Source organism: Caloramator australicus RC3 (assembly GCF_000297115.1).
Taxonomy (GTDB): Bacteria; Bacillota; Clostridia; order Clostridiales; family Caloramatoraceae; genus Caloramator; species Caloramator australicus.
The window spans coordinates 18,141-40,522 of record NZ_CAKP01000066.1 but is presented as its reverse complement, the minus strand read 5'-3'; the positions used below and the strand labels follow the sequence as shown (position 1 = coordinate 40,522).

The window sequence follows — 22,382 nt, the reverse complement described above, 5'->3', positions numbered from 1 at the left end:
GCCTAAATGCCTAAGGTTCATGTTAAAAGAGGAGATACAGTTCTAGTAATCTCTGGTAAGGATAAAGGAAAAAAAGGTGAAGTTTTAAAGGTATTCCCAGAAAAGAATAGAGTAATCGTTAAGGGAGTTAATATAGTTTCAAAGCATGTAAGACCAAACATGGCAAATAGACAAGGTGGAATAATAAAGCAAGAAGCACCAATACATGCGTCAAATGTTATGCTTTACTGCACAAAGTGCAATAAGCCAACAAGAATTGCACATAAATTCTTAGAAGATGGATCAAAGGTTAGAGTTTGCAAACACTGCAACGAGACATTCTAAACCTTGAAAGGAGGTTAACTAAATGGTTCCAAGACTAAAGGAAAAGTATGAAAAGGAAGTTGTTCCAGCTTTACGTGAAAAGTTCGGATACAAAAGCATAATGGAAGTTCCAAGACTTGAAAAAGTCGTTATAAATATGGGAGTTGGCGATGCAAAGGATAATCCAAAGCTTTTAGAAGCAGCTGTAAATGATTTAACAACAATTGCAGGACAAAAGGCAGTTGTTACAAGAGCTAAAAAGTCAGTTTCAAACTTCAAGATCAGAGAAGGAATGCCAATTGGATGTAAAGTTACATTAAGAGGAACAAGAATGTATGAGTTTGTTGATAAGTTAATTAACGTTGCACTTCCAAGAGTTAGAGACTTCAAGGGAGTTTCAAATAAGGCATTCGATGGAAGAGGAAATTATGCACTTGGTATAAAGGAACAATTAATATTCCCAGAAATTGAATATGATAAGGTAGAAAAGGTAAGAGGAATGGACATAATCTTTGTAACTACAGCAAAGACAGATGAAGAAGCTAGAGAGTTATTAAGATTATTAGGAATGCCATTCGCTCAATAAAAAAGGAGGGAGTTCCGTGGCACGTAAGGCAATGATTGCAAAGTGGCAAAGAAAACCAAAGTTCTCAACAAGAGCATATACAAGATGTAGAATATGTGGAAGACCACACGCAGTTCTTAGAAAGTTCGGCGTTTGCAGAATATGCTTTAGAGAACTAGCTTATAAAGGTGAAATTCCAGGTTGCAAGAAGGCAAGTTGGTAATATATAAGTTGAAAGGAGGCCAGAAATTATGGTTATGACTGACCCAATTGCTGATATGCTAACTCGTATCAGAAATGCAAATATAGTAAGACACGAATATGTTGAAGTTCCTGCCTCAAAGATAAAGAAGAGGATTGCAGAGATAATGGTTGAAGAAGGATATCTAGCGGCAATGGAAGAGTATCAAGACGGTTCTGTTCCGATGCTTAAGCTTACAATGAAATATGGTCCAAATAAGGAAAGAGTAATTTCAGGTATAAGAAGAATTTCAAAGCCAGGATTAAGAGTTTACGCTCAAAAGGATAATGTTCCAAAGGTTCTTGGAGGACTCGGAATAGCAATTCTTTCAACATCAAAAGGAATTATGACAGACAAACAAGCAAGAAAAGAAGGAATAGGTGGAGAAGTTATCTGCTACATTTGGTAATTTTGAAGAATAGGAGGTGCAGTCATGTCAAGAGTAGGTAGACTTCCTGTAGTTATACCTCAAGGCGTTACTGTTACAGTTAGCGACGACAATTTAGTAACAGTTAAAGGGCCAAAGGGCACACTTACAAAGCAAATGAGCAAAAAAATAAATATCGCTGTTGAAGATGGTAAGATTGTAGTAACAAGACCAAACGATGAAAAGGAAATAAGAGCACTTCACGGTTTAACAAGAGCTCTTATAAAGAATATGGTTGTTGGTGTTACAGAAGGATATCAAAAGACACTTGAACTTGTTGGTGTTGGTTACAGAGCAGCAAAGCAAGGAAAGAAACTTGTTTTAACTGTTGGATATTCACATCCTGTTGAGATAGATGCTGTTGAAGGAATAGAATTCGATGTTCCTGCTGCAAACCAAATAGTTGTAAAGGGAATCGACAAGGAACTTGTTGGTCAGGTTGCAGCAAGAATTAGAAGCGTTAGAGAACCAGAACCATACAAAGGAAAGGGAATTAAGTATATCGACGAAGTAATCAGACGTAAGGAAGGAAAGACTGGTAAGAAGTAATAGAAAGGAGTGAGCTTTGATGTTTAGTAAGCCATCCAGAAACGAACAAAGAATGAGAAGACATTTAAGAGTTCGTAAAAAGGTTTTTGGAACAGCTGAACGCCCAAGATTAAATGTATATAGAAGCGAAAAGCATATGTATGCACAAATTATAAACGATGAGCTTGGAGTAACTTTGGTTGCAGCTTCAACTTTGGATAAGGAATTAAGAGATAAGATTGCAGTAGGTAGCAACAAAGAAGCTGCAAGGGAAGTAGGAAAACTTATCGCAAAGAGAGCATTAGAAAAGGGTATTACAAAGGTTGTTTTCGATAGAGGCGGATATATTTATCATGGAAGAGTAAAAGAACTTGCTGAAGGCGCTAGAGAAGCAGGCCTTGACTTCTAATGGAGAAGGAGGGAAATAGATGAGAATAGATCCAAGCAAGATTAAAGGGCTTAAGGAAAAAGTTGTTTATATAAATAGAGTTGCTAAAGTTGTTAAGGGTGGTAGAAACTTCAGATTTAGCGCTCTTGTAGTTGTTGGAAACGAAGATGGATATGTAGGAGTTGGAACAGGTAAAGCTGCTGAAGTTCCAGATGCAATAAGAAAGGCAATAGAAGATGCAAAGAAGCATCTTATAAAGGTTGCAAGATACGAAACTACTATCCCACATGAAATGATTGGTGAGTTTGGAGCAGGAAAAGTATTATTAATGCCAGCTCCAGAAGGAACAGGTATCATAGCTGGTGGTCCTGTTCGTGCGGTTCTTGAGCTTGCAGGTATAAAGGATGTTAGAGCAAAGTCACTTGGTTCAAATAATGCAAGAAATATGGTTAATGCAACTATGGATGCTTTAATGAAACTTAAGACTCCAGAAGAAATAGCAAGGCTCAGAGGCAAGACAGTAGAAGAGATTTTAGGTTAGGAGGGGAAGACCGTGGGTAAGCTAAGAATTACACTTGTAAGAAGCACAATCGGAAAAAAGCCCGATCACAGAGCTACAGTAAGAGCCCTCGGCTTAACAAAGATAGGTAGAACTGTTGAGCATGAAGATACTCCTCAAATAAGAGGTATGGTAAATAAGGTTAAATACATGCTAAAGGTAGAAGAAGTATAATACGAGGGAGGTGCTTTAAATGAAGCTACATGAGTTAAGACCAGCTCCCGGAACAAGAAAGGAGCCAAAAAGAAAGGGTAGAGGAACTGCAACTGGTCAAGGTAAGACTGCAGGTAGAGGTCAAAAGGGCCAAACTTCTAGATCAGGTGGCGGAGTAAGACCAGGATTTGAAGGCGGTCAAATGCCACTTCAAAGAAGACTTCCAAAGAGAGGCTTTACAAATATATTTGCAAAGGAATATGCAGAAGTTAATGTTGAAGATTTAAATAAATTCGAAGCTGGAACAGTTGTTACTCCAGAACTTCTATTAGAAAAGAAAATAATAAGAAAGCTTATGGACGGAGTTAAAGTTCTTGGCAATGGTAATTTAGAGAAGGCTTTAACAGTAAAGGCTCATAAGTTCAGCGAATCAGCTGTTAAAAAGATAGAAGCTGCCGGAGGCAAGATAGAGGTGATTTAATATGTTAAAAACCTTACGTAATGCGTTCAGTATTCCGGATTTAAGGAGAAGAATTCTCTTTACTATATTTGTCCTCATGGTATACAGGGCGGGAGTTTTTATTCCCGTGCCTGGAATTAACCTTGATCAATTAAAGCAACTTGTAGATCAAGGGTTACTCTTTGGATTCTTAGATATAATTTCAGGCGGTGCTTTTAAGGAATTTAGTATTTTTGCAATGGGTATTGTTCCATATATTAACTCTTCAATTATCTTCAGCCTTCTTGTAATTGCTATTCCAAGGCTTGAAGAGCTTTCAAAGCAAGGGGAAGAGGGAAGAAAGAAGATTGCAGAATATACAAGATACGGAACTGTTGTTTTTGCTCTAATTCAATCCTTTAGTATTGCACTATATCTAAGAAACAATGGTGCTTTATTAGATAATTCATGGGGACAGATATTGTTAATAATGATAACTTTAACCGCAGGAACCACATTTGTAATGTGGCTTGGAGAAAAGATTACTGAATACGGTATAGGAAACGGCTCATCCATGATAATCTTTGCGGGAATTCTTGCTAGAATACCAACTATGGGCTATTCTATAGGAGTTGCTATAAAGGGAGGAACTGCAAATTATATCGAAGTAATATTATTCTTAGCCTTTGCAGTTCTTGTTATAGCTGGAGTCGTTGCAATGGACCTTGGAGAAAGAAGAATTCCTGTGCAGTATGCTCAAAGAAAAGTTGGAATGAGGACATACGGAGGACAGAGCACACATATTCCAATCAACTTAAATTCAGCTGGAGTTATAGCGATAATTTTTGCAATATCAGTATTACAATTTCCACAAATAATTACTCAATTGACTTTAGAGCCAACTCATCCGGTTTATGCTCTATTTAATTCAGGCTTTTTAAGTCCAAAGGGATGGGTTTATCCAATTGTATATATTTTCTTAATTATATTCTTTACTTGGTTCTATACATCGGTTACATTTAAGCCAGATGAAGTTGCACAAAACCTACAAAAGAGTGGCGGTTTTATCCCAGGATTAAGACCTGGAAAGCCAACTGAAGAGTATTTAACAAGAATTATAAATAGAATGACTGTAATTGGTGGTTTCTTTGCATCATTAGTTGCAGTTTTACCAATTGTATTACAACATGTAACACATCTTGGTAATATTCAGTTTGGTGGAACAGCTTTATTGATAGTTGTAGGTGTTGCACTTGAATTAAATAAGCAACTAACAGCTCAACTATCAATGAGACATTATGAAGGATTCCTTAAATAATTTGGTTTGGAGGTATGTATATAAATGAGATTGATTTTGCTTGGCCCTCCTGGTGCTGGTAAGGGGACTCAAGCAAAAAACATTGTCAAAACCTTCAATATACCTCATATATCAACGGGGGACATTTTTAGAAAGAATATTGCAGAGAAAACCCATATAGGTTTAAAGGCGAAGGAATATATCGATAATGGGCAATTGGTTCCAGACGATATAACTATAGAGATATGCCTAGAAAGATTAAATCAGCAAGATTGTATGAATGGTTTTTTGCTTGATGGTTTTCCAAGAACTGTAAGGCAGGCAGATGCCTTAGAAGAATTTCTAAAGAGTCGAGGCTTAAAACTTGACGCTGCTATAAACATAATTGTTCCAACAGATGTTTTAAAAAGAAGACTTTCAGGTAGAAGAGTTTGCCTAAACTGTGGTGCAAGTTTCAATGTTGAGACTAATCCACCAAAGGTGGAAGGCATCTGCGACTATTGTTCTTCAAAGCTTATTCAAAGGGATGACGATTCAATTGAAACGGTTAATGAGAGATTAGAAGTATATCGAAGACAAACTGAACCTATAGTGGATTACTATGGTAAGAAAGGTTTGCTTCGAAATATTGATGGATATCAGGACATAGCAAAGGTTTTTGAAGATATATGCATAGCATTAGGGAGAGAACCTAAATGATTTATTTAAAATCAAAAAGTGAAGTTGATAAAATAAGAAGGTCTGGTAGAATTGTTGCTGAACTATTAAACTTATTAGAAAAGCAAATTAGACCAGGCATAACGACAAAGGAACTTGATAAATTCGCAGAGGAATTTATTATTAGTCATGGTGCAAAACCTTCTTTTAAAGGATATTACGGGTATCCCGGAAGCCTTTGCACTTCAATAAATGAAGAAGTCGTTCACGGGATACCCGGTGATAGAATTTTAAAAGAGGGCGACATTATAAGCATTGACTGCGGAGTTTTTTATGAGGGTTTCCACAGTGATGCAGCAAGGACCTTTGCCGTTGGTCATATCTCAGAAGAAGCTAAAAGGCTAATTGATATAACAGAGAAGAGCTTTTATGAAGGCATTAAATATGCCAGGGCTGGGAATAGAATTGGAGATATATCCAATGCCATTCAGACATTTGTTGAATCAAATGGCTATTCTGTTGTTAGAGACTATGTTGGCCACGGCATCGGAAAAGAACTGCATGAGGAACCACCAGTGCCCAATTATGGCAAAGCTGGAAGAGGACCAAAATTGGCAGTAGGTATGGTTTTAGCTATAGAGCCTATGGTGAATATGGGAACTTTTGCAGTAATTGAATTAGATGATGGGTGGACAGTGGTAACTGCAGATAAAAAATTATCGGCACATTATGAAAATACAATTGTAATACTTGAAAATGGACCTGAAATATTGACAATAATATAAAATAGAGGTGGATTTTATGGAAGGTATTGCCCTTGGACAAATAGTTCACTCCAGGGCAGGTAGGGATAAAGGACGATATTTCATCGTGGTAGGAATTGTGGATGAAAATTATGTCCTTATTGCAGATGGAGACTTAAGAAAAATTGAAAGGCCTAAGAAGAAAAAAATTAAGCATTTAGTTTTTCACGACTGGATTGCTAAGGATATTCAGGAGGCCTTTCAATTGAATAAGAAAATAAAGGATTCAGATTTAAGAAAAGCGCTGCAGTCAATGGGGTTATTATAAGGAGGTGTGTCCACCTTATGTCGAAGGACGATGTTATCGAATTACAGGGGACTGTAATTGAAGCTTTACCAAATGCGATGTTTAGGGTAGAATTAGAAAATGGGCATGTTATTTTAGCTCATATATCTGGAAAGCTTAGGATGAATTTTATTAAAATTCTTCCTGGAGACAAAGTTACAGTTGAAGTATCACCATACGATTTAAATCGTGGTAGAATAATTTGGAGAGGAAAGTAAGGAGGGATAGCCATGAAGGTTAGACCATCAGTAAAACCAATTTGCGAAAAATGCAAAGTAATTAAAAGACATGGAAGAATAATGGTTATATGTGAAAATCCAAAGCATAAGCAAAAACAAGGTTAATGACTTTGAACGCGGCTGCACCGAAGGCTCGGTGATATATATAAAGTTTTAATCAGTTTACAGGAGGTGTAAAAATACAATGGCTAGAATTGCAGGTGTTGACTTGCCAAGAGAAAAACGTATTGAGATAGCCCTAACTTACATTTATGGTATTGGAAGACCAAGTGCAAACAAGATATTGCAAGAAACTGGTATCAATCCAGATACAAGAGTTAAGGACCTTACAGAAGAAGAAGTAGCAAAGCTCAGAGAATACATCGATAAGAACTTCACTGTTGAAGGTGATTTAAGAAGAGAAATAGCTTTAAATATCAAGAGATTAATGGAAATTGGTTGCTATAGAGGATTAAGACATAGAAGAGGTCTACCAGTTAGAGGTCAAAGAACAAGAACAAATGCTAGAACAAGAAAGGGACCAAGAAGAACAATTGGTGGAAAGAAAAAGGCAGGAAAATAATAAAGGAGGGACGATGAATGGCAGCACAGGCTAAAGGTAAGAAAGTTAGAAAGAGAAGAGAACGTAAGCATGTTGATCGTGGCGCAGCTCACATCAAATCAACTTTCAATAATACAATAGTTACAATAACAGATGTTAATGGCAATGCAATTGCGTGGTCAAGTGCTGGTGCACTTGGATTCAGAGGCTCAAGAAAGAGCACTCCATTTGCAGCACAAATGGCAGCTGAAACAGCTGCAAAAACAGCTATTGAACATGGCATGAAGACTGTTGAAGTATATGTTAAAGGACCTGGTGCAGGTAGAGAAGCTGCTATAAGAGCACTTCAAGCTGCAGGTTTAGAGGTTAGCCTTATAAAGGACGTAACTCCAATTCCACATAACGGATGTAGACCACCAAAGAGAAGAAGAGTCTGATTATAGGAGGTGTAATAAATGGCTAGATATACAGGACCATCCTGCAAACTATGCAGAAGAGAAGGAGTTAAGCTATATCTTAAAGGAGATAGATGCTATTCAGATAAATGTGCTATAGTTAGAAGACCATATGCTCCTGGTCAGCATGGTCATAATAAGAAAAAGCTAACTAACTATGGTTTACAATTAAGAGAAAAGCAAAAGGCAAAGAGAATTTATGGAGTTTTAGAGTCACAATTTAGAAAATACTATGAAGAAGCTGAAAGACAAAAGGGTATTGCCGGTGAAAACCTTTTAAGACTTCTTGAAATGAGACTTGACAATGTTGTGTTTAGACTTGGTTTTGCTGGTTCAAGAGCAGAAGCAAGACAGCTTGTAAGACATGGTCATTTTACAGTAAATGGCAAGAAGGTAACAATTCCTTCATATCAAGTTAGAGTAAATGACGTAATAGCAGTAAAAGAAGGTAGCAAGAATTTAGAAAAGTTCAAGTCTTTACAGGAAGTTGCAACAACAACACCAAAATGGCTAACTGTTGACAAAGAAAAAATGGAAGGCCAAGTAACAGCATTACCACAAAGAGAAGATATCGATATTCCTGTAAATGAAACATTAATAGTTGAGCTTTACAGCAAGTAATGATTAATTAGAATCAGTTGCCCTCGGTGTTTAAAGTTATCAAAAGGAGGGTTCGTTAATGTTTGATATTGAAAAACCAAAAGTTGAGTGCATTGAGCGTGACGATGTCAATAATTACGCTAAGTATGTTATAGAACCACTAGAAAGAGGTTATGGAACTACGCTTGGCAATGCAATGAGAAGAGTTCTTCTTTCTTCATTGCCAGGCGCAGCAGTAACTTCAATTAAGATAGATGGAGTATTACATGAATTTTCAACTGTTCCAAATGTTAAGGAAGATGTAGTTGAAATCATTTTAAATGTTAAAGGACTAGCTATTAAGGCAGAAGGAGAATTTCCTAAAACGGCTGTTATAGATGTAATTGGCCCATGTGTTGTTACAGGGAAAGATATAAAATGTGATGGTTCAGTTGAAATTATAAACAAGGATCATCACATTGCTACAGTTAGTGAAGGTGGAAGGCTTTATATAGAGATGACAATAAATCAAGGAAGAGGATATGTTCCAGCTGAAAGAAATAAAGAACAAGCCCATACTATTGGAGTTATACCAGTAGACTCAATTTATACGCCAATCAAGAGGGTTAACTATGTAGTAGAAAATACACGTGTTGGGCAAAGAACAGATTATGATAAACTAACATTAGAGCTTTGGACAAATGGAACATTAACTCCAGATGATGCAATAAGCCTTTCAGCAAAGCTTTTAATAGAGCATTTTAGAATATTACTTTCACTTACAGATCAAGTTGATAAGGTTGAAGTCCTTATAGATAAAGAGGACGAAAAGAAGGATAAAGTATTGGAAATGACAATTGAAGAACTTGATCTTTCCCAAAGGGCATTTAACTGCTTAAAGAGGGCAGGAATAAATACAGTAGGAGATCTTGTTCAGAAGACAGAAGAAGATCTAATGAGAGTAAGAAATTTAGGAAAGAAATCTTTAGAAGAAGTTCAACAAAAATTAGAATCTCTTGGTTTCAGCTTAAAGAAGTCAGAGGAGTAGGAGGGATAGAAAGTGGCAAAGTATATGGGGCACCGTAAATTAGGTCGTCCTACTGATCAAAGAGTAGCTATGCTAAGAAACTTAGTTACAAGCTTCTTTAAGTCAGAGGACGGCAAAATAATCACAACAGAAGCTAAAGCTAAGGAAATAAGAAGCATTGCTGAAAAGATGATTACTCTTGCAAAAAGAGGAGATTTACATTCAAGAAGACAAGTTCTTGCATATATAAGAGAAGAAGAAGTTGTTAAAAAGCTTTTTGATGAAATAGCAAAGAAATATGAAGGAAGAAATGGTGGATACACTAGAATTTTAAAACTTGGACCAAGAAGAGGCGACTCTGCACCAATGGTTATAATAGAACTCGTGTAATATTAAGGGGATTAAGTTAAGTATTTTAATACTTAATCCCTTTTTCTTAATTTTTAAAAGAAGGTGCATTTTATGGAAATGATAAAGGTTGAAAATGTGCACTATTTTTATAAAAAAGATATTAATGATGAAGTTAAAACTGTTGCATTAGAGGGTATAAATTTAGAGATAAAAAAAGGAGAATTTGTAGCAATTATAGGGCACAACGGTTCTGGGAAATCAACCCTTGCTAAGCATTTTAATGCAATTTTACTTCCTGATAACGGAAGGGTAATTGTGGAAGGAATAGATACTAGGGATAATGAACATTTATGGGATATAAGAAGTAAAGTTGGGATGGTATTTCAAAACCCTGATAATCAAATCGTAGCAACAATAGTAGAAGAAGATGTTGCATTTGGCCCTGAAAACCTTGGGGTTCCGTCGGAAGAAATTAGAAAAAGAGTTGATGATGCACTAAAGGCTGTTGAAATGATTGATTATGCAAAACATGGACCTCACCTACTTTCTGGAGGACAAAAGCAAAGGGTTGCTATAGCAGGAGTCCTTGCAATGAAGCCATCCTGTATAGTTTTAGATGAACCTACTGCAATGCTTGACCCTTCAGGAAGAAAGGAAGTCCTTCAAACGATAAAAAGATTAAATATGGAAGAAGGAATTACGATTGTATTAATAACTCATTTCATGGAGGAAGCAGTTGAGGCTGATCGAGTTGTAGTAATATCGGATGGCAAGGTTGTTCTTGAAGGGATACCCCGGGAGGTCTTTAAGAAGGTAACATTGTTAAAAAAGCTTGGGCTTGATGTGCCTCAGATGATGCAACTAGCACATGATTTAAGAAAAGAAGGGTTAGACATTAATGAAGATATTTTAACTATTGAAGAGATGGTGGATGCCTTATGCCAGTTAAAGTAGAAAATTTAACATATGTCTATATGCCTAATACTCCCTTTGAAAAAAAGGCATTAGACAATATAAATTTAGAGATTAAGGATGGGGAATTTGTTGGTTTAATAGGACATACAGGTTCAGGTAAATCAACATTAATACAGCAATTAAATGGACTTTTAAAGCCTACCTTTGGCAAGGTTTATATAGATGATATTTCTATAACTGATAAAGGGATAAGCTTAAAAAGCATAAGACAAAAGGTTGGAATAGTATTTCAGTATCCTGAACATCAGCTGTTTGAGGAGACTGTTTATAAAGACATTGCCTTTGGACCGACTAATTTGGGTTTAACCAATGAGGAAATAGAAAAAAGGGTAAAAAGGGCAATGGATTTTGTCGGACTTGACTATGAAACTTATAAAGACAGATCCCCCTTTGAATTAAGCGGGGGTCAGAAAAGGCGTGTTGCAATAGCAGGTGTATTGGCGATGGAGCCTAAGGTCCTAATCCTTGATGAGCCTACGGCAGGATTGGATCCAAAGGGTAGGGACGAGGTCCTAAAACAAATAAAAAGAATGCACAAAGAATATAAAATGACTATTATTATGGTCACCCATAGTATGGATGAGGTGGCTCAGCTTGCGGATAGATTAATAGTTCTTGACAAAGGTAAAATAGTAATAGAGGGTTCCCCTAGGGAAGTTTTTAATCAAATTGATACATTAGAAAAAATAGGTTTATCTGTTCCTCAAGTTAAATATCTTGCAAAGAAACTTAAAGAGAAGGGCTTTAACATAAATGAAGATATTATAACTTTAGAGGAAGCAAAAAGGGAGATATTAAGACTTTTTAAGGAGAGAAAAATATGATTAAGGATATTACTATCGGACAATATCTTCCTGGGGATTCTTTCATTCATAAGCTTGATCCAAGGGTGAAAATACTATTAGCCTTTCTATATATCATTTTAATTTTTTTAATAAACAATTTTTATGGATATTTAGTGGTTATAGCTTTTACTTTACTAGTAGTAATGCTAGCTAAAATACCAATCAAATATTTATTCAATGGTATAAAAGGTGTTATTTGGCTTATAATATTTACTGCGGTTCTAAACGCGACATTAACTCCGGGAAAGGTCATATTTAAGCTATTTAATTTAATACCCTTTACAGACAAGGGGATAGATCTTGCACTATTTATGTCCATGAGATTGATTTTGTTAATTGTAGGAACATCTGTTTTAACACTTACAACATCACCTATTTCATTGACGGATGGGATAGAAAGACTTCTTAATCCATTTAAAAAAATAGGAGTTCCAGCCCATGAACTTGCAATGATGATGACGATAGCTTTAAGGTTTATTCCAACCCTTCTTGACGAAACAGACAAAATTATGAAGGCTCAAATGGCAAGAGGGGCGGATTTTGATTCCGGCGGTATAATTAAAAAGGCAAAAAACTTAATTCCAGTTTTAGTGCCTTTATTTATAAGTGCCTTTAGAAGGGCTGATGAACTTGCTCTTGCAATGGAGGCAAGGTGTTATAGAGGCGGAGAAAATAGAACAAGAATGAAACAATTAAAGACTGATAAAAGGGATTATATTGCAATTGCAGCTTTTATAGCTTTTTCTATAATTTGTATAATAAGTAGGCGATGGAGATGAAAAATATAAAGATAGTTATAGAGTATGATGGAACGAGATATTGTGGTTGGCAAAGGCAGAAAAATGGAGTATCAATTCAGGAGACCATTGAAAAGGCAATAGAAAAAGTAACAGGAGAAAAAACAGAAATAATTAGTTCAAGCAGAACTGATGCAGGAGTTCATGCAAAAGGACAAGTTGCTAACTTTTTGACAAGTTCCACAGTCCCTCCTGAAAAAATCTGTTATGCCATAAATAGTTTTCTTCCTGATGATATCGTTATTTTATCTTCACAGGAAGTTCCATTAGATTTTCATTCAAGATATAGTAGTAAAGGTAAAAAATATAGCTATACAATATTAAATAGAAAAATACCATCGGCCTTACTTAAGAACTATTCAGCCCATATCCCTTATGAACTTAATATTGAAGACATGATTAGGGCATCTAAATATTTTTTAGGCGAACATGATTTTAGCGCCTTCAAAAGCACAGGTAGTTCAGTCAAGGGAAATGTAAGGACTATTAAAAGGCTTGAATTGATTAAAGATGAAGATATTATAAAAATGTTTATAGAAGCCAACGGATTTTTATATAATATGGTAAGGATTATTGCTGGAACTTTAATAGAAGTTGGGAAAGGTAGAATTAAGCCTGACGATATTCCTTTTATAATTGATAGCAGAGATAGAAAAAAGGCTGGCCCTACAGCACCGGCACAAGGTTTATGTTTAGAAAAAGTATACTATTGACACGCCAGGATAGTTGTATTAAAATAAAATAGTGTGATTATGCGCAAAAAAGGACCACTAGCCCCGGATCCTTTTAGATAAATTAGGATTAAAGTTAGGGAGGGAAAACGATGAAAACTTACATGGCAAAGAAGGAAGAAGTTCAAAGAAAATGGCATGTAGTTGATGCTACAGATAAGACTCTTGGAAGACTTGCAAGCCAAATTGCTACAATTTTAAGAGGAAAGCATAAGCCAATTTATACTCCAAACGTTGATTGCGGTGACTATGTTATAGTTATAAACGCTGAAAAGGTTGCTTTAACAGGAAAGAAACTTGATCAAAAGTTCTACAGACATCACTCATTATATCCAGGTGGACTAAAGGAAATATCCTACAGAAAGCTTCTTGAAACAAAACCAGAGCTTGCTATAGAAGAAGCGGTTAGAAGAATGCTTCCAAAGGGAAGATTAGGAAGACAAATGTTCAAGAAGTTAAAGGTTTATAGAGGCGCAGCTCACAACCACGAAGCACAAAAGCCAGAAGTTCTTGAACTTAAGTATTAATGAGCCTGAAGGGAGGATACGCTGATGGAAAGAGTTCAATACTATGGAACAGGTAGAAGAAAGACATCTGTTGCAAGGGTTAGATTAGTTCCTGGTGAAGGAAATATAATCATAAATAAAAGATCATTAGATGATTATTTTGGATTAGAAACTTTAAAGGTTATCGTTAAGCAACCACTCGTTTTAACAGGAACATTAAATAAATACGATGTTCTTGTTAACGTTCATGGCGGTGGATTTACAGGCCAAGCAGGTGCTATAAGACATGGTATTGCAAGAGCGTTAGTTCAAGCTGATGCAGATTTAAAGCCTGTTTTAAAGAAGGCTGGTTTCTTAACAAGAGACCCAAGAATGGTAGAAAGAAAGAAATACGGCTTAAAGAAGGCAAGAAGAGCACCACAATTCTCAAAGAGATAATACAAACCCTCCAAGTGGAGGGTTTTATTTTTTATCATTTTCAACTGAATGTGTCGAAAATCGACATTTAATCATAATATATAGTAACCTAAACTATTCAGTTGGAAGTGATATTATGAGATTAAAATATAAAATATTAAAAACAATAGTATTAAATATTTTGGCATATTTTTTATTTATAATATTCTTTCAGAGTTTTTATATAAGACCAAAATTTAAAATGTTTATGGAAAGCATAATTAGTAATGAAATTCAAAGGGAAATGGACCTTTTAGAAAAAGAACTGGAGTTATTACATGTAACCACAAGGGATTATGCTATTTGGGACGAGTCTTATGATTTTGTTATTTATAAACATAAGGATTATATAGAAAAAAATTATAGTTTTGCTTCTCTAAAAAATATAGGTGTGTCTTTAGCTGCGATATTAGATAATAATGGAAATTTGATTTATGGAATCACAAGAAAAAATGAAGAAATTAAGGATTATTTTGATGAAGGGTTATTAGATAAATTTATTTTAACAGGTTTACACAAAAGTAATTTTGTAGGTTTTTTAGAATTTGATAAAGATATTTATTGTTTTGCAGGAGAGGGGATCCATAAAAGTGATGGAACAGGAGATAGGAAAGGGATAATAATTTTTGGTAAAAGGTTGGATGAAATAAAATTAAACACACAAAGTAAGTATGAGTTTATAAATTTATTGGATTTAAATAAAAACGAGCTAGACAAAATAGAGGGGCTAATAAAGTCAAAAAATAAGGTGAAAATAAGCCAAAAAGAAGTTATTTTAACAATAGAAAATAAGGATACCTATGTAGCCTACTATCCGATAAAAGATCTAACTGGAAATTTATTATTCTTATTTAAAATTTATGTTCCCAAAGATATGGAAAACAAAATAGAATATATGGGAATTGTTATTGCACTTACTATTTTACTTTTTGGCGTATTGATAGTTTTGATATTGAATTTTAAATTTAGCAAATTAATAAATAAGCCATTAGAACAGATAATGAACAACATTAAAGACTTTACCTACAAAATGGAAAATAAACTTAATATTGATCTTTATGGACGAAAGGATGAAATATCAGATTTAGCTAAAAGTATTGATATACTAAAGTCTGAAATCATAGCAAAACAGAATAATTTAGAAGATATAAATAGAAGGCTTGAAATAAGGGTAAAGAAAAGAACAAAAGAATTGAAAATTAAAAATAAAGAAATACTATTATCTGACAAAATATTATCTGAAACTTTAGAAGGGGTTATTATTTTAGACTCTGATAAAAGAATTTTAAAAGTAAATAAAGCTATTAAAAATATGTTTGGGTTTAAGGAAGAAGATCTAATTCAAAATAAAATAGATATTTTAAATTTTGAATTTGATAATATAAATTTTCATAATATATTTGATATTGTTCAACAAAAGGGATATTGGAGGGGAGAAGCAAGAATTTATAATAAAAATGATGTTAGCCTTCCTGTCTGGTTATCAGCTACTTTTTTACAATTCAATGGATATAAAGTTTATATACTTATACTATCTGATATTTCAAAGTTAAAAGAAAAAGAAGAAGAGCTTGAAAAACTTGCTTATTATGATCTATTAACCAACCTACCTAATAGAAACTTTTTTATGAAAAAATTAAAAGAAATAATTGACGATACGATTTGTAAATCATTTGCACTTTTATTTATTGATCTTGATGGGTTTAAAGTTATAAATGATACATTGGGACATGATATAGGAGATAAAGTACTGATAAACGTAGCAGATAGAATAATCTCTTGTATTGATAAAGGCGATATTGTTTTTAGATTGGGAGAGGATGAATTTATTGTTTTAACCTTTAATATAGATAATGAATATAAAGTTAGGGACTTTGCAAACAAAATTATAAATGAAATTTCTAAACCTTTATTTATAAATAATTTTGATATAAAAGCTAGTGCAAGCATAGGAATAGTAAAGTATCCTAAGGATGACATAACTTTTGAAGGGCTTCTTAGAAAGGTAGATGCTACTTTATATGAAGTAAAAGAAAAAGAAAAGGGGGGATTTTTGTTTTTCTCACAAGAGATTGAGAAAAAAAATAAAAAATTTAGAGAAATAGAAACTGGATTAAGAAGGGCATTGGTAAACAATGAGCTTCGTTTATATATTCAGCCTATATTTAGGGAAAGTAATAATGGAGAATTTGTTATAACTAAAGGTGAATTGTTATTAAGATGGATTAGAAATAATAGAATTGTATATCCACCAGATGAATTTATTAAAGTAGCAGAGAAAAATGGGATGATAGTTGATGTAGGTAACTGGATTCTGAAGGAGGCCTATAGAATTAGGCAAAAGCTTATAGAAAAAGGCATATATATAGATTTATGCATTAATATTTCTGCAAAGCAGTTGGAGAATAAGGATTTCTTAAATAATATAAAATATTTATTTGATGAAAAAAATATTTTGGAAAATTGGATATTCGAAATTACAGAAAACGTATTGATTAGGGACTTTAATATTTCAACACATATATTTAAAGAAGTAAAAAAGCTAGGGATAAAGATCGCTTTAGATGACTTTGGCACGGGATATTCTTCCATCAATTATTTGAGTCAACTTCCAATTGACTATATAAAGATTGATAGGTCATTTATTTCCAAAGCAGGCCAAGATGGTTTTAATGGTGTTATATTAGCTATAACTTCTATGGCAAAGTCTTTAGGGGTTAAAACTGTTGCAGAAGGAGTTGAAAATAAGGAACAGCTTAAATTATTAAGAAATTTAGGATGCGATGAATTTCAAGGCTATTTCTTTAGTAAACCAATCGATGTGGAGGAGTTTATAAGAAACCTTAATTTATTAAACAAAATAAAAATATAACCTGCATTTTGCAGGTTACAGACTGTTGAAAAAGTTGTTTTTTGATAAGCCCCGTGAAGGATTTCCCGGCATTCGTTCATTTCGCTAAGCAATTCTAAGCTTTTCTTTGTTTTCAAAAGTCCTACCCTCGTGAGCCGACATCCGTGTCGGCCACTCGGCTCTGCACATCCGTGTGCAGAATTACGGACTTTTGACAAGTCGAAAAGCAAGAATTGCTAGAGCTCATGAGAGATGCTTTTTCTAATCCTTCCAGGGCTCTTGCAAAGTCTCAACACCAATGAGAGTTTGTCTACAATCTGTAACCTGCATTTTGCAGGTTATATTTTTATGTATTCAATTTCAAAGGAGCAAAAAGGACATTGGTTTGATGTCATAAAGGATTGAACTTCAAAGCCATTCCTTTTAATTAGAGTTTTATTGCAATTAGGACATACAGTATTAGAGGGTAATAATACGTTTCCTAGATAAACAAAATTTAGATGTTTTTTAGCAATTCTTTGAAGCTTTACAAGTGTTTCAATTGGAGTAGCTTCAATTTGGAATTTATAATTAGGAAAGTATCGTGTTAAGTGAAGGGGAATATTAGGGCTAAGTTTTGAAATCCAAAGGGAGAGCTTATCGATTTCTTCTTCTGAATCATTAAGTCCAGGAATTATTAGGGTTGTTATTTCAACATGAGTATAATTGTAGGCAATTTCTATTGATTTTAAAACAGGTTCTAAGCTCCCGTGACATATTTTTTCATAGAAATCTTCATTGTAGGCTTTTAAGTCAAAGTTTATTGCTTTAACATGTTTAATAATATCCTTTAATGGAGATTGATTAACATATCCATTTGAAACTAAAATAATGTCCAATTCATCTTTAAGTAATGTAATTGTATCGTATATATATTCATAAAAAATTGAAGGTTCATTGTATGTGAAGGCTATACCGATGTTTCCTTTTTCTTTATATTTTAAAGCAATACTAATTAATTCCTCAGGCGATATAAATGTTGTAAAAAAAGTTTCACCAGTCTGGGATATTGTAAAGTTTTGACAGAAACCACAGGAAAAATTACATCCAACAGAACCTACGGATAAAATTAAACTTCCAGGTTTATAGTGATAAAGGGGTTTTTTTTCGATAGGATCAAGGTTTATGGCAGAAATTTTCCCATAATTTAAAGAGTAAAGCTTCCCGTCTATTACCTTTCGCACTCTACAAGTTCCGTTTTGACCTTCGCTGAGTTTACAACCATGGGGACATAGATTGCAAAAAATGAGGTCTTCTATTTTATTATAAAATTGAGCTTCCCTCATTTACATCACCTGTATCTTTTAACTTCAAAGCGCTCTATGGAATAATTTTCATCTGGCGATATCCCTGCTTTTTTTAAAGCTATTTGTAACTGCATTTCAACTGTATCTACTCCTTCTAAATTAGGAAGCAAAAGTCCAGCCCTTGTGCCCCTTCTTACGATAACGCCATAGCGTTTAGGATCAAGATCATCTTTTGTAGCAGACTCGGGTGGCATTAATACATCAACCGAATATTCAAGTTCGTCAAGTTCATCCTCTTCAACTGGATAAAATCTTGGATCATTAGTCCCTGATTCGATGGAATTTCTTATGATTTCCTCTGCAATGGAGTTTGTTAATGGATATATTGTCCCTATGCAACCTCTAAGTTCTCCGTTTTTATATATAGAAACAAATACACCTCTCTTTTCATTTAACATCTCATCTGTAACGTAATTTGGAATTTTAATATATTTTTGCTTTTTTATATAATATTCTAAGCTTTCCCTTGCTAGTTTTACATATGGGTTTTCATTTGCTCTTTTTTCTTTTAAACTTTTCTTTACCGCAAGATTTATAGCCTCTAATTTACTTTCTACTTTTTTATCTATTATAAATTTTACATTTGCATAGCCTATTCCGAAAGGAGCTTCATATGATAATATTTCAGATGTAAAATTATATTCATCTAAAGTTCCAAGAAGGATGTAAAGGGATCTTAACCCACATTCTGCAGCCCGTTTGATTAAGGATTTATCCATTTTAAAGATTTCAACAGCTTTGCCTTCCTTTAGATAATCTAATAATTGGCAATCAAATTTTGGACCATATTCATCAAATCCATAGGGGCTTTTACTGCTTGCTTTATGGGAAAGGTCACCACTGGCAATGACAACAGCCCTTTCCTTTGAATTTTTGAAAGCATCGGCTATTTTAATCCCCAATTCATATAACTTTATTGGATTTATCATGCCATAGGTTATGTGAATAATGGAAAAATCTTTATATTCTTTTGTTATAAAATAAAGAGGAACGATGGCACCATGATCTAAGCTTAATCTAATATTATATTCAACATGAGAATTTTCACCTAATGGTGCAATTGGAATTTCAGATACATCCGCCAATTCAATGATTTTATTTGCTAATTCTTTATTTACTTTGAATTTAAAAGATAAAGATGGTGCATTAAAATTTTTTAAACTGCCATCAATAAATGAGGAATTACAAATAGCAACAGCATCACCAAAAACAGGTCCATGGGGAGTTATGATAATAATTGTATCGGGCTTAATACTTGCAATTTCCTTTGCAATTTTTGTGCAGGCATCGATTGTTTTCTTTGCAATTTTTTCTTCTCCCCTTCCAACTTCAGGAATTATTATTGGAGGGTGGGGCATAAGAAATTGTCCTACTATAGGCATAACAAACACCTCTTTAGTAAAACAGGATTTAATAATATTTTACCATAATCTACCTTTTTTCAAAATAATCTAAAACGCCGCAATATATAGCCCAGGCAATTTTATTTTGATATTCATCCTGATTTAATAGATATTCTTCCTCAGGATTTGATAAGAAGCCGCATTCAACTATTACAGAGGGGATACCGTTATCCTTTAAAATATAATAGGTATCGCTGGGTTTAGCGACACGATTATTATTTCTATCTAACACTTTTATTAACTGTGCTTGGATGAATTTTGCTAATTTTTCGCTTTCAAAATCATTAGATGGGTAAAAGGTTTGTGCACCATAATATCTTGAATCAGGGAAGTAGTTTAAATGGATGCTTATAAATATGTCGGCTTTGTTTTCCTTAATTATCTGTTTCCTATTCTTAAGATCTTCGGCTTTTCTGCCTTTTCTTGTTTCGTAGGAATATAACCCCTCATCAACTTCCCTTATCATAATGCATGTATCACCATGACTTTCAATATAGCCCTTTAGTTTTTTAGCAATTTCAAGATTTATGTTTTTTTCAATCGTTCCATTTTTACCAATAGCACCACCGTCTATACCTCCATGTCCGGCATCTACAACAATTACTATATCCTTTGTCATATTTAATACCTCTTTATTAAGTTTTACTTGAACATAAACTATCGAAGTAAAACACAGAGTTAATATAATAATTGAAGCGATCGCTTTTTTCATGCTTTCACCTGCCTAAATTCAAATCAATAATATATTATGTAGATATCATATTTAATATTCTTCTATATAAAATAAGGCTGTCCAAATTGGACAGCCTTACTGATTAATTTCAATGACTAACTGAGCAATATTGTTTGCATGATCACCGATTCTTTCAAGATTAGAAATGATATCTAAAAATATTGCGCCGCTTTCAGGATAACATATACCAGTATTTAATCTATCTATGTGACCATTTCTTAGCTGCTTGTCTAGTTTATCTATTTTACTTTCAAGCTCAATTGTTTTCATAGCCTTTTGAAGGTCACCATCTTTAAGGGAAGATAAAGCTAAGTCAACAGCCTCTATTACATATTGATACATAAATTTTATTTCAACGATGGCCTCATCTGAAAAAATTAGGGAATTTTTATACTTATGCTCAGCAAGTTCGTATAGGTTTTCGGCATGGTCGCCGATTCTTTCTATATCATTTATAATGTGATAAAGGGCAGCAATAATTTTAGACTGATGTTCGTTTATTTCTGTATTAGATAGCTTTACAAGGGATTCTGTAATTTCCTTTTCATAATGATTTATGTCATTTTCTATTATAAGTAGATTTTGGGAAATCATTGGATCGTAATTTAATATTAAATCTAAACTTCTCCTTACGTTATTTAATGCATCGTAACCCATATTTATTATTTCTTTTATTATCTGTATAACTGCAATTGAAGGATTATGAAGGTTAATTTCATGTAGGAGCAAAAACTTTTTTTTGCTTATATAATTATTCTTAATCAAATCAAATTTTTTGTAAGGATTAATTATTAAAACCATTAAAAGAGTTAAAGTCACAATTATTCCTACATACAACGCATATATTTGATAAAAATTTAAATTTAGTTGTTTATGTATTAATTTCTGTAAAATTAAAAAAATTATAAATATAAGTCCATTATATATTAGTAATATTGACAAGGACTTTTTAGCTATTGAATTTTTCCTGTAATTATTAATTATTGCTTTTAATATCAATGCTATGTTGGAAAGAAGCAATAGGTCTACTATATAATATTTGCTTAAATTGTTAGATGATAAAATTGCAAAAATCATTGGGAATATAAAAATATTGTTTTGAAAAATTATAGTTAAAATAAAAACTACTAAAGATAAAATAATAATATTTTTACTCAAAAAAAACATTGCTTCGCTCTTAATTAAAGTAGAATAAATAAAATGGGAGGAAAGAAAAACAAATCCATAGGATACTATTGTTCTTCCGATGTCCTTGAATTTTTTCGTTTTAGTAAGGAAGAAAATACCTGTTCCTAAGACTATCAAGTAAGCCCATAAATGAAACATCAATCTAAAGCTAAATACATAAACTATTATAATTGTTCCTAAAAGGGAACCTAAAAAGATTATAAAGCTATTTAATACTGATAATGCTTCTACGTTTAAAAGGCTAGAAGTTATGTTAATAGAGTAATTTAATCCTAGAGTAAGGAAGGTATAAAATGTCCCAAATAAAATATCAGTATACACCCTTTTTTTAAATCCTTTTTTAGAATTTTCCAGATAATTTTCAATTATTTTTTCAAAGACCGAATTAATCCAATAAATTGAATATGATAACAATGATAGCGCAGCAAAAAAAGCAATTATTCCAAATCCATCTTCCATAATTATCCCTCTTTGCTTTCAGCCTTTTTCATGCAGAAAGGGCACTCATAATAAAAAGGATGATCCATAAGTAATGCAGCTTCATTTAATGAACTATACATGTCAATATCATCTTCATGTATTAAATCGATATGACATTCTTCCTTTTCATTTAAAAGGTCATGAAGAGTTTTATTTTTTATATCATATAAGTATCTTTTGCCGAAATAAGGATATCCAAATCTACGCATACTCCACCTCGTCATGTTATTTTG

32 protein-coding genes are annotated in these 22,382 nt (G+C 33.5%); 27 read left to right on the top strand and 5 right to left on the bottom strand.

Features of this window, described 5'->3' with window-relative positions; all coding sequences use genetic code 11:
* The first annotated feature begins 6 nt into the window (after positions 1-6).
* From rplX to CAAU_RS13910, 27 genes are all read left to right on the top strand, one after another.
* A complete protein-coding gene (gene rplX, locus CAAU_RS06190; protein WP_008908570.1) occupies positions 7-324 on the top strand; it encodes a 50S ribosomal protein L24 in 318 nt (105 codons plus the stop codon).
* A 22-nt stretch (positions 325-346) separates the two neighbouring features.
* Positions 347-889, top strand: a complete 543-nt coding sequence (gene rplE, locus CAAU_RS06185; RefSeq protein ID WP_008908569.1) for a 50S ribosomal protein L5 — start codon at positions 347-349, stop codon at positions 887-889.
* 16 nt (positions 890-905) lie between these two features.
* Positions 906-1,091, top strand: a complete 186-nt coding sequence (locus CAAU_RS06180; RefSeq protein ID WP_008908568.1) for a type Z 30S ribosomal protein S14 — start codon at positions 906-908, stop codon at positions 1,089-1,091.
* 28 nt (positions 1,092-1,119) lie between these two features.
* Positions 1,120-1,518: a 30S ribosomal protein S8 gene (gene rpsH / locus CAAU_RS06175; protein ID WP_008908567.1), complete on the top strand. Its 399-nt coding sequence runs from the start codon at positions 1,120-1,122 to the stop codon at positions 1,516-1,518.
* Positions 1,519-1,542: 24 nt separating this feature from the next.
* Entirely contained in the window at positions 1,543-2,085 is a 543-nt protein-coding gene (gene rplF, locus CAAU_RS06170) for a 50S ribosomal protein L6 (RefSeq protein WP_008908566.1), read from the top strand.
* A gap of 19 nt (positions 2,086-2,104) precedes the next feature.
* Positions 2,105-2,473, top strand: a complete 369-nt coding sequence (gene rplR / locus CAAU_RS06165) for a 50S ribosomal protein L18 (protein WP_008908565.1) — start codon at positions 2,105-2,107, stop codon at positions 2,471-2,473.
* 19 nt (positions 2,474-2,492) lie between these two features.
* On the top strand, positions 2,493-2,993 hold the full coding sequence (gene rpsE / locus CAAU_RS06160; RefSeq protein WP_008908564.1) for a 30S ribosomal protein S5: 501 nt from the start codon (positions 2,493-2,495) through the stop codon (positions 2,991-2,993).
* 12 nt (positions 2,994-3,005) lie between these two features.
* Positions 3,006-3,185 (top strand): 50S ribosomal protein L30, encoded by a 180-nt coding sequence (rpmD, locus tag CAAU_RS06155; RefSeq protein WP_008908563.1) that lies wholly within the window; start codon positions 3,006-3,008, stop codon positions 3,183-3,185.
* A 19-nt stretch (positions 3,186-3,204) separates the two neighbouring features.
* On the top strand, positions 3,205-3,645 hold the full coding sequence (rplO, locus tag CAAU_RS06150) for a 50S ribosomal protein L15 (RefSeq protein ID WP_008908562.1): 441 nt from the start codon (positions 3,205-3,207) through the stop codon (positions 3,643-3,645).
* 1 nt (position 3,646) lies between these two features.
* A complete protein-coding gene (gene secY, locus CAAU_RS06145) occupies positions 3,647-4,921 on the top strand; it encodes a preprotein translocase subunit SecY (RefSeq protein ID WP_040306102.1) in 1,275 nt (424 codons plus the stop codon).
* Positions 4,922-4,945: 24 nt separating this feature from the next.
* Positions 4,946-5,599: an adenylate kinase gene (locus tag CAAU_RS06140; RefSeq protein ID WP_008908560.1), complete on the top strand. Its 654-nt coding sequence runs from the start codon at positions 4,946-4,948 to the stop codon at positions 5,597-5,599.
* Entirely contained in the window at positions 5,596-6,342 is a 747-nt protein-coding gene (gene map / locus CAAU_RS06135; protein ID WP_008908559.1) for a type I methionyl aminopeptidase, read from the top strand. The genes CAAU_RS06140 and map overlap by 4 nt, the downstream gene beginning before the upstream one ends.
* Positions 6,343-6,358: 16 nt before the next feature.
* The gene (locus tag CAAU_RS06130; protein ID WP_008908558.1) at positions 6,359-6,628 is read left to right on the top strand and encodes a KOW domain-containing RNA-binding protein; all 270 of its coding nucleotides are present in this window, start codon (positions 6,359-6,361) and stop codon (positions 6,626-6,628) included.
* A gap of 17 nt (positions 6,629-6,645) precedes the next feature.
* A complete protein-coding gene (gene infA, locus CAAU_RS06125; protein ID WP_008908557.1) occupies positions 6,646-6,864 on the top strand; it encodes a translation initiation factor IF-1 in 219 nt (72 codons plus the stop codon).
* A gap of 12 nt (positions 6,865-6,876) precedes the next feature.
* Entirely contained in the window at positions 6,877-6,990 is a 114-nt protein-coding gene (gene rpmJ / locus CAAU_RS06120; RefSeq protein ID WP_008908556.1) for a 50S ribosomal protein L36, read from the top strand.
* A gap of 79 nt (positions 6,991-7,069) precedes the next feature.
* Positions 7,070-7,447, top strand: a complete 378-nt coding sequence (rpsM, locus tag CAAU_RS06115; protein WP_008908555.1) for a 30S ribosomal protein S13 — start codon at positions 7,070-7,072, stop codon at positions 7,445-7,447.
* A 17-nt stretch (positions 7,448-7,464) separates the two neighbouring features.
* Positions 7,465-7,863, top strand: coding sequence for a 30S ribosomal protein S11 (rpsK, locus tag CAAU_RS06110; RefSeq protein ID WP_008908554.1), 399 nt, complete (start codon positions 7,465-7,467; stop codon positions 7,861-7,863).
* 18 nt (positions 7,864-7,881) lie between these two features.
* On the top strand, positions 7,882-8,502 hold the full coding sequence (gene rpsD / locus CAAU_RS06105; protein WP_008908553.1) for a 30S ribosomal protein S4: 621 nt from the start codon (positions 7,882-7,884) through the stop codon (positions 8,500-8,502).
* A 58-nt stretch (positions 8,503-8,560) separates the two neighbouring features.
* A complete protein-coding gene (locus CAAU_RS06100; RefSeq protein WP_008908552.1) occupies positions 8,561-9,508 on the top strand; it encodes a DNA-directed RNA polymerase subunit alpha in 948 nt (315 codons plus the stop codon).
* Between the two features lie 24 nt (positions 9,509-9,532).
* Entirely contained in the window at positions 9,533-9,877 is a 345-nt protein-coding gene (gene rplQ, locus CAAU_RS06095) for a 50S ribosomal protein L17 (RefSeq protein ID WP_040306110.1), read from the top strand.
* Between the two features lie 72 nt (positions 9,878-9,949).
* Complete coding sequence (locus CAAU_RS06090) at positions 9,950-10,792, top strand: energy-coupling factor transporter ATPase (protein WP_008908550.1); 843 nt, start codon at positions 9,950-9,952, stop codon at positions 10,790-10,792.
* Complete coding sequence (locus CAAU_RS06085; protein WP_008908549.1) at positions 10,777-11,637, top strand: energy-coupling factor transporter ATPase; 861 nt, start codon at positions 10,777-10,779, stop codon at positions 11,635-11,637. Before CAAU_RS06090 ends, CAAU_RS06085 begins: the two co-directional genes overlap by 16 nt.
* Complete coding sequence (locus CAAU_RS06080) at positions 11,634-12,437, top strand: energy-coupling factor transporter transmembrane component T family protein (RefSeq protein ID WP_008908548.1); 804 nt, start codon at positions 11,634-11,636, stop codon at positions 12,435-12,437. The genes CAAU_RS06085 and CAAU_RS06080 overlap by 4 nt, the downstream gene beginning before the upstream one ends.
* Positions 12,434-13,168 carry a tRNA pseudouridine(38-40) synthase TruA gene (gene truA, locus CAAU_RS06075; RefSeq protein WP_008908547.1) on the top strand — a complete coding sequence of 245 codons (735 nt, stop codon included), beginning with the start codon at positions 12,434-12,436 and terminating at the stop codon, positions 13,166-13,168. The genes CAAU_RS06080 and truA overlap by 4 nt, the downstream gene beginning before the upstream one ends.
* Before the next feature lie 110 nt (positions 13,169-13,278).
* Entirely contained in the window at positions 13,279-13,713 is a 435-nt protein-coding gene (gene rplM / locus CAAU_RS06070) for a 50S ribosomal protein L13 (RefSeq protein WP_008908546.1), read from the top strand.
* Positions 13,714-13,737: 24 nt separating this feature from the next.
* Positions 13,738-14,130 carry a 30S ribosomal protein S9 gene (rpsI, locus tag CAAU_RS06065; protein WP_008908545.1) on the top strand — a complete coding sequence of 131 codons (393 nt, stop codon included), beginning with the start codon at positions 13,738-13,740 and terminating at the stop codon, positions 14,128-14,130.
* Positions 14,131-14,245: 115 nt separating this feature from the next.
* Positions 14,246-17,020 (top strand): EAL domain-containing protein, encoded by a 2,775-nt coding sequence (locus CAAU_RS13910; protein WP_008908544.1) that lies wholly within the window; start codon positions 14,246-14,248, stop codon positions 17,018-17,020.
* A 317-nt stretch (positions 17,021-17,337) separates the two neighbouring features.
* On the opposite strand, the gene amrS is transcribed toward CAAU_RS13910, so the two are convergent.
* The 5 genes from amrS to CAAU_RS06035 all read right to left on the bottom strand — a co-directional run bounded on the left by amrS (position 17,338) and on the right by CAAU_RS06035 (position 22,358).
* A complete protein-coding gene (gene amrS / locus CAAU_RS06055; protein WP_008908543.1) occupies positions 17,338-18,324 on the bottom strand; it encodes an AmmeMemoRadiSam system radical SAM enzyme in 987 nt (328 codons plus the stop codon).
* A 5-nt stretch (positions 18,325-18,329) separates the two neighbouring features.
* The gene (gene amrA / locus CAAU_RS06050) at positions 18,330-19,727 is read right to left on the bottom strand and encodes an AmmeMemoRadiSam system protein A (protein WP_008908542.1); all 1,398 of its coding nucleotides are present in this window, start codon (positions 19,725-19,727) and stop codon (positions 18,330-18,332) included.
* A gap of 49 nt (positions 19,728-19,776) precedes the next feature.
* Positions 19,777-20,460 (bottom strand): N-acetylmuramoyl-L-alanine amidase CwlD, encoded by a 684-nt coding sequence (gene cwlD, locus CAAU_RS06045; RefSeq protein ID WP_008908541.1) that lies wholly within the window; start codon positions 20,458-20,460, stop codon positions 19,777-19,779.
* Between the two features lie 96 nt (positions 20,461-20,556).
* On the bottom strand, positions 20,557-22,128 hold the full coding sequence (locus CAAU_RS06040; protein WP_008908540.1) for a Na/Pi cotransporter family protein: 1,572 nt from the start codon (positions 22,126-22,128) through the stop codon (positions 20,557-20,559).
* 2 nt (positions 22,129-22,130) lie between these two features.
* Positions 22,131-22,358, bottom strand: coding sequence for a hypothetical protein (locus CAAU_RS06035; protein WP_008908539.1), 228 nt, complete (start codon positions 22,356-22,358; stop codon positions 22,131-22,133).
* Between the last annotated feature and the right edge of the window lie 24 nt (positions 22,359-22,382).

What these genes read in the sequence shown, in the direction of transcription:
- rplX (WP_008908570.1), top strand. Translation starts at nt 7, where the DNA reads ATGCCTAAGGTTCATGTTAAAAGAGGAGATACAGTTCTAGTAATCTCT.
- rplE (WP_008908569.1), top strand. Translation starts at nt 347, where the DNA reads ATGGTTCCAAGACTAAAGGAAAAGTATGAAAAGGAAGTTGTTCCAGCT.
- rpsH (WP_008908567.1), top strand. Translation starts at nt 1,120, where the DNA reads ATGGTTATGACTGACCCAATTGCTGATATGCTAACTCGTATCAGAAAT.
- rplF (WP_008908566.1), top strand. Translation starts at nt 1,543, where the DNA reads ATGTCAAGAGTAGGTAGACTTCCTGTAGTTATACCTCAAGGCGTTACT.
- rplR (WP_008908565.1), top strand. Translation starts at nt 2,105, where the DNA reads ATGTTTAGTAAGCCATCCAGAAACGAACAAAGAATGAGAAGACATTTA.
- rpsE (WP_008908564.1), top strand. Translation starts at nt 2,493, where the DNA reads ATGAGAATAGATCCAAGCAAGATTAAAGGGCTTAAGGAAAAAGTTGTT.
- rplO (WP_008908562.1), top strand. Translation starts at nt 3,205, where the DNA reads ATGAAGCTACATGAGTTAAGACCAGCTCCCGGAACAAGAAAGGAGCCA.
- secY (WP_040306102.1), top strand. Translation starts at nt 3,647, where the DNA reads ATGTTAAAAACCTTACGTAATGCGTTCAGTATTCCGGATTTAAGGAGA.
- CAAU_RS06140 (WP_008908560.1), top strand. Translation starts at nt 4,946, where the DNA reads ATGAGATTGATTTTGCTTGGCCCTCCTGGTGCTGGTAAGGGGACTCAA.
- map (WP_008908559.1), top strand. Translation starts at nt 5,596, where the DNA reads ATGATTTATTTAAAATCAAAAAGTGAAGTTGATAAAATAAGAAGGTCT.
- CAAU_RS06130 (WP_008908558.1), top strand. Translation starts at nt 6,359, where the DNA reads ATGGAAGGTATTGCCCTTGGACAAATAGTTCACTCCAGGGCAGGTAGG.
- infA (WP_008908557.1), top strand. Translation starts at nt 6,646, where the DNA reads ATGTCGAAGGACGATGTTATCGAATTACAGGGGACTGTAATTGAAGCT.
- rpmJ (WP_008908556.1), top strand. Translation starts at nt 6,877, where the DNA reads ATGAAGGTTAGACCATCAGTAAAACCAATTTGCGAAAAATGCAAAGTA.
- rpsM (WP_008908555.1), top strand. Translation starts at nt 7,070, where the DNA reads ATGGCTAGAATTGCAGGTGTTGACTTGCCAAGAGAAAAACGTATTGAG.
- rpsK (WP_008908554.1), top strand. Translation starts at nt 7,465, where the DNA reads ATGGCAGCACAGGCTAAAGGTAAGAAAGTTAGAAAGAGAAGAGAACGT.
- rpsD (WP_008908553.1), top strand. Translation starts at nt 7,882, where the DNA reads ATGGCTAGATATACAGGACCATCCTGCAAACTATGCAGAAGAGAAGGA.
- CAAU_RS06100 (WP_008908552.1), top strand. Translation starts at nt 8,561, where the DNA reads ATGTTTGATATTGAAAAACCAAAAGTTGAGTGCATTGAGCGTGACGAT.
- rplQ (WP_040306110.1), top strand. Translation starts at nt 9,533, where the DNA reads ATGGGGCACCGTAAATTAGGTCGTCCTACTGATCAAAGAGTAGCTATG.
- CAAU_RS06090 (WP_008908550.1), top strand. Translation starts at nt 9,950, where the DNA reads ATGGAAATGATAAAGGTTGAAAATGTGCACTATTTTTATAAAAAAGAT.
- CAAU_RS06085 (WP_008908549.1), top strand. Translation starts at nt 10,777, where the DNA reads ATGCCAGTTAAAGTAGAAAATTTAACATATGTCTATATGCCTAATACT.
- CAAU_RS06080 (WP_008908548.1), top strand. Translation starts at nt 11,634, where the DNA reads ATGATTAAGGATATTACTATCGGACAATATCTTCCTGGGGATTCTTTC.
- truA (WP_008908547.1), top strand. Translation starts at nt 12,434, where the DNA reads ATGAAAAATATAAAGATAGTTATAGAGTATGATGGAACGAGATATTGT.
- rplM (WP_008908546.1), top strand. Translation starts at nt 13,279, where the DNA reads ATGAAAACTTACATGGCAAAGAAGGAAGAAGTTCAAAGAAAATGGCAT.
- rpsI (WP_008908545.1), top strand. Translation starts at nt 13,738, where the DNA reads ATGGAAAGAGTTCAATACTATGGAACAGGTAGAAGAAAGACATCTGTT.
- CAAU_RS13910 (WP_008908544.1), top strand. Translation starts at nt 14,246, where the DNA reads ATGAGATTAAAATATAAAATATTAAAAACAATAGTATTAAATATTTTG.
- amrS (WP_008908543.1), bottom strand. Translation starts at nt 18,324, where the DNA reads ATGAGGGAAGCTCAATTTTATAATAAAATAGAAGACCTCATTTTTTGC.
- amrA (WP_008908542.1), bottom strand. Translation starts at nt 19,727, where the DNA reads ATGCCTATAGTAGGACAATTTCTTATGCCCCACCCTCCAATAATAATT.
- cwlD (WP_008908541.1), bottom strand. Translation starts at nt 20,460, where the DNA reads ATGAAAAAAGCGATCGCTTCAATTATTATATTAACTCTGTGTTTTACT.
- CAAU_RS06040 (WP_008908540.1), bottom strand. Translation starts at nt 22,128, where the DNA reads ATGGAAGATGGATTTGGAATAATTGCTTTTTTTGCTGCGCTATCATTG.
- CAAU_RS06035 (WP_008908539.1), bottom strand. Translation starts at nt 22,358, where the DNA reads ATGCGTAGATTTGGATATCCTTATTTCGGCAAAAGATACTTATATGAT.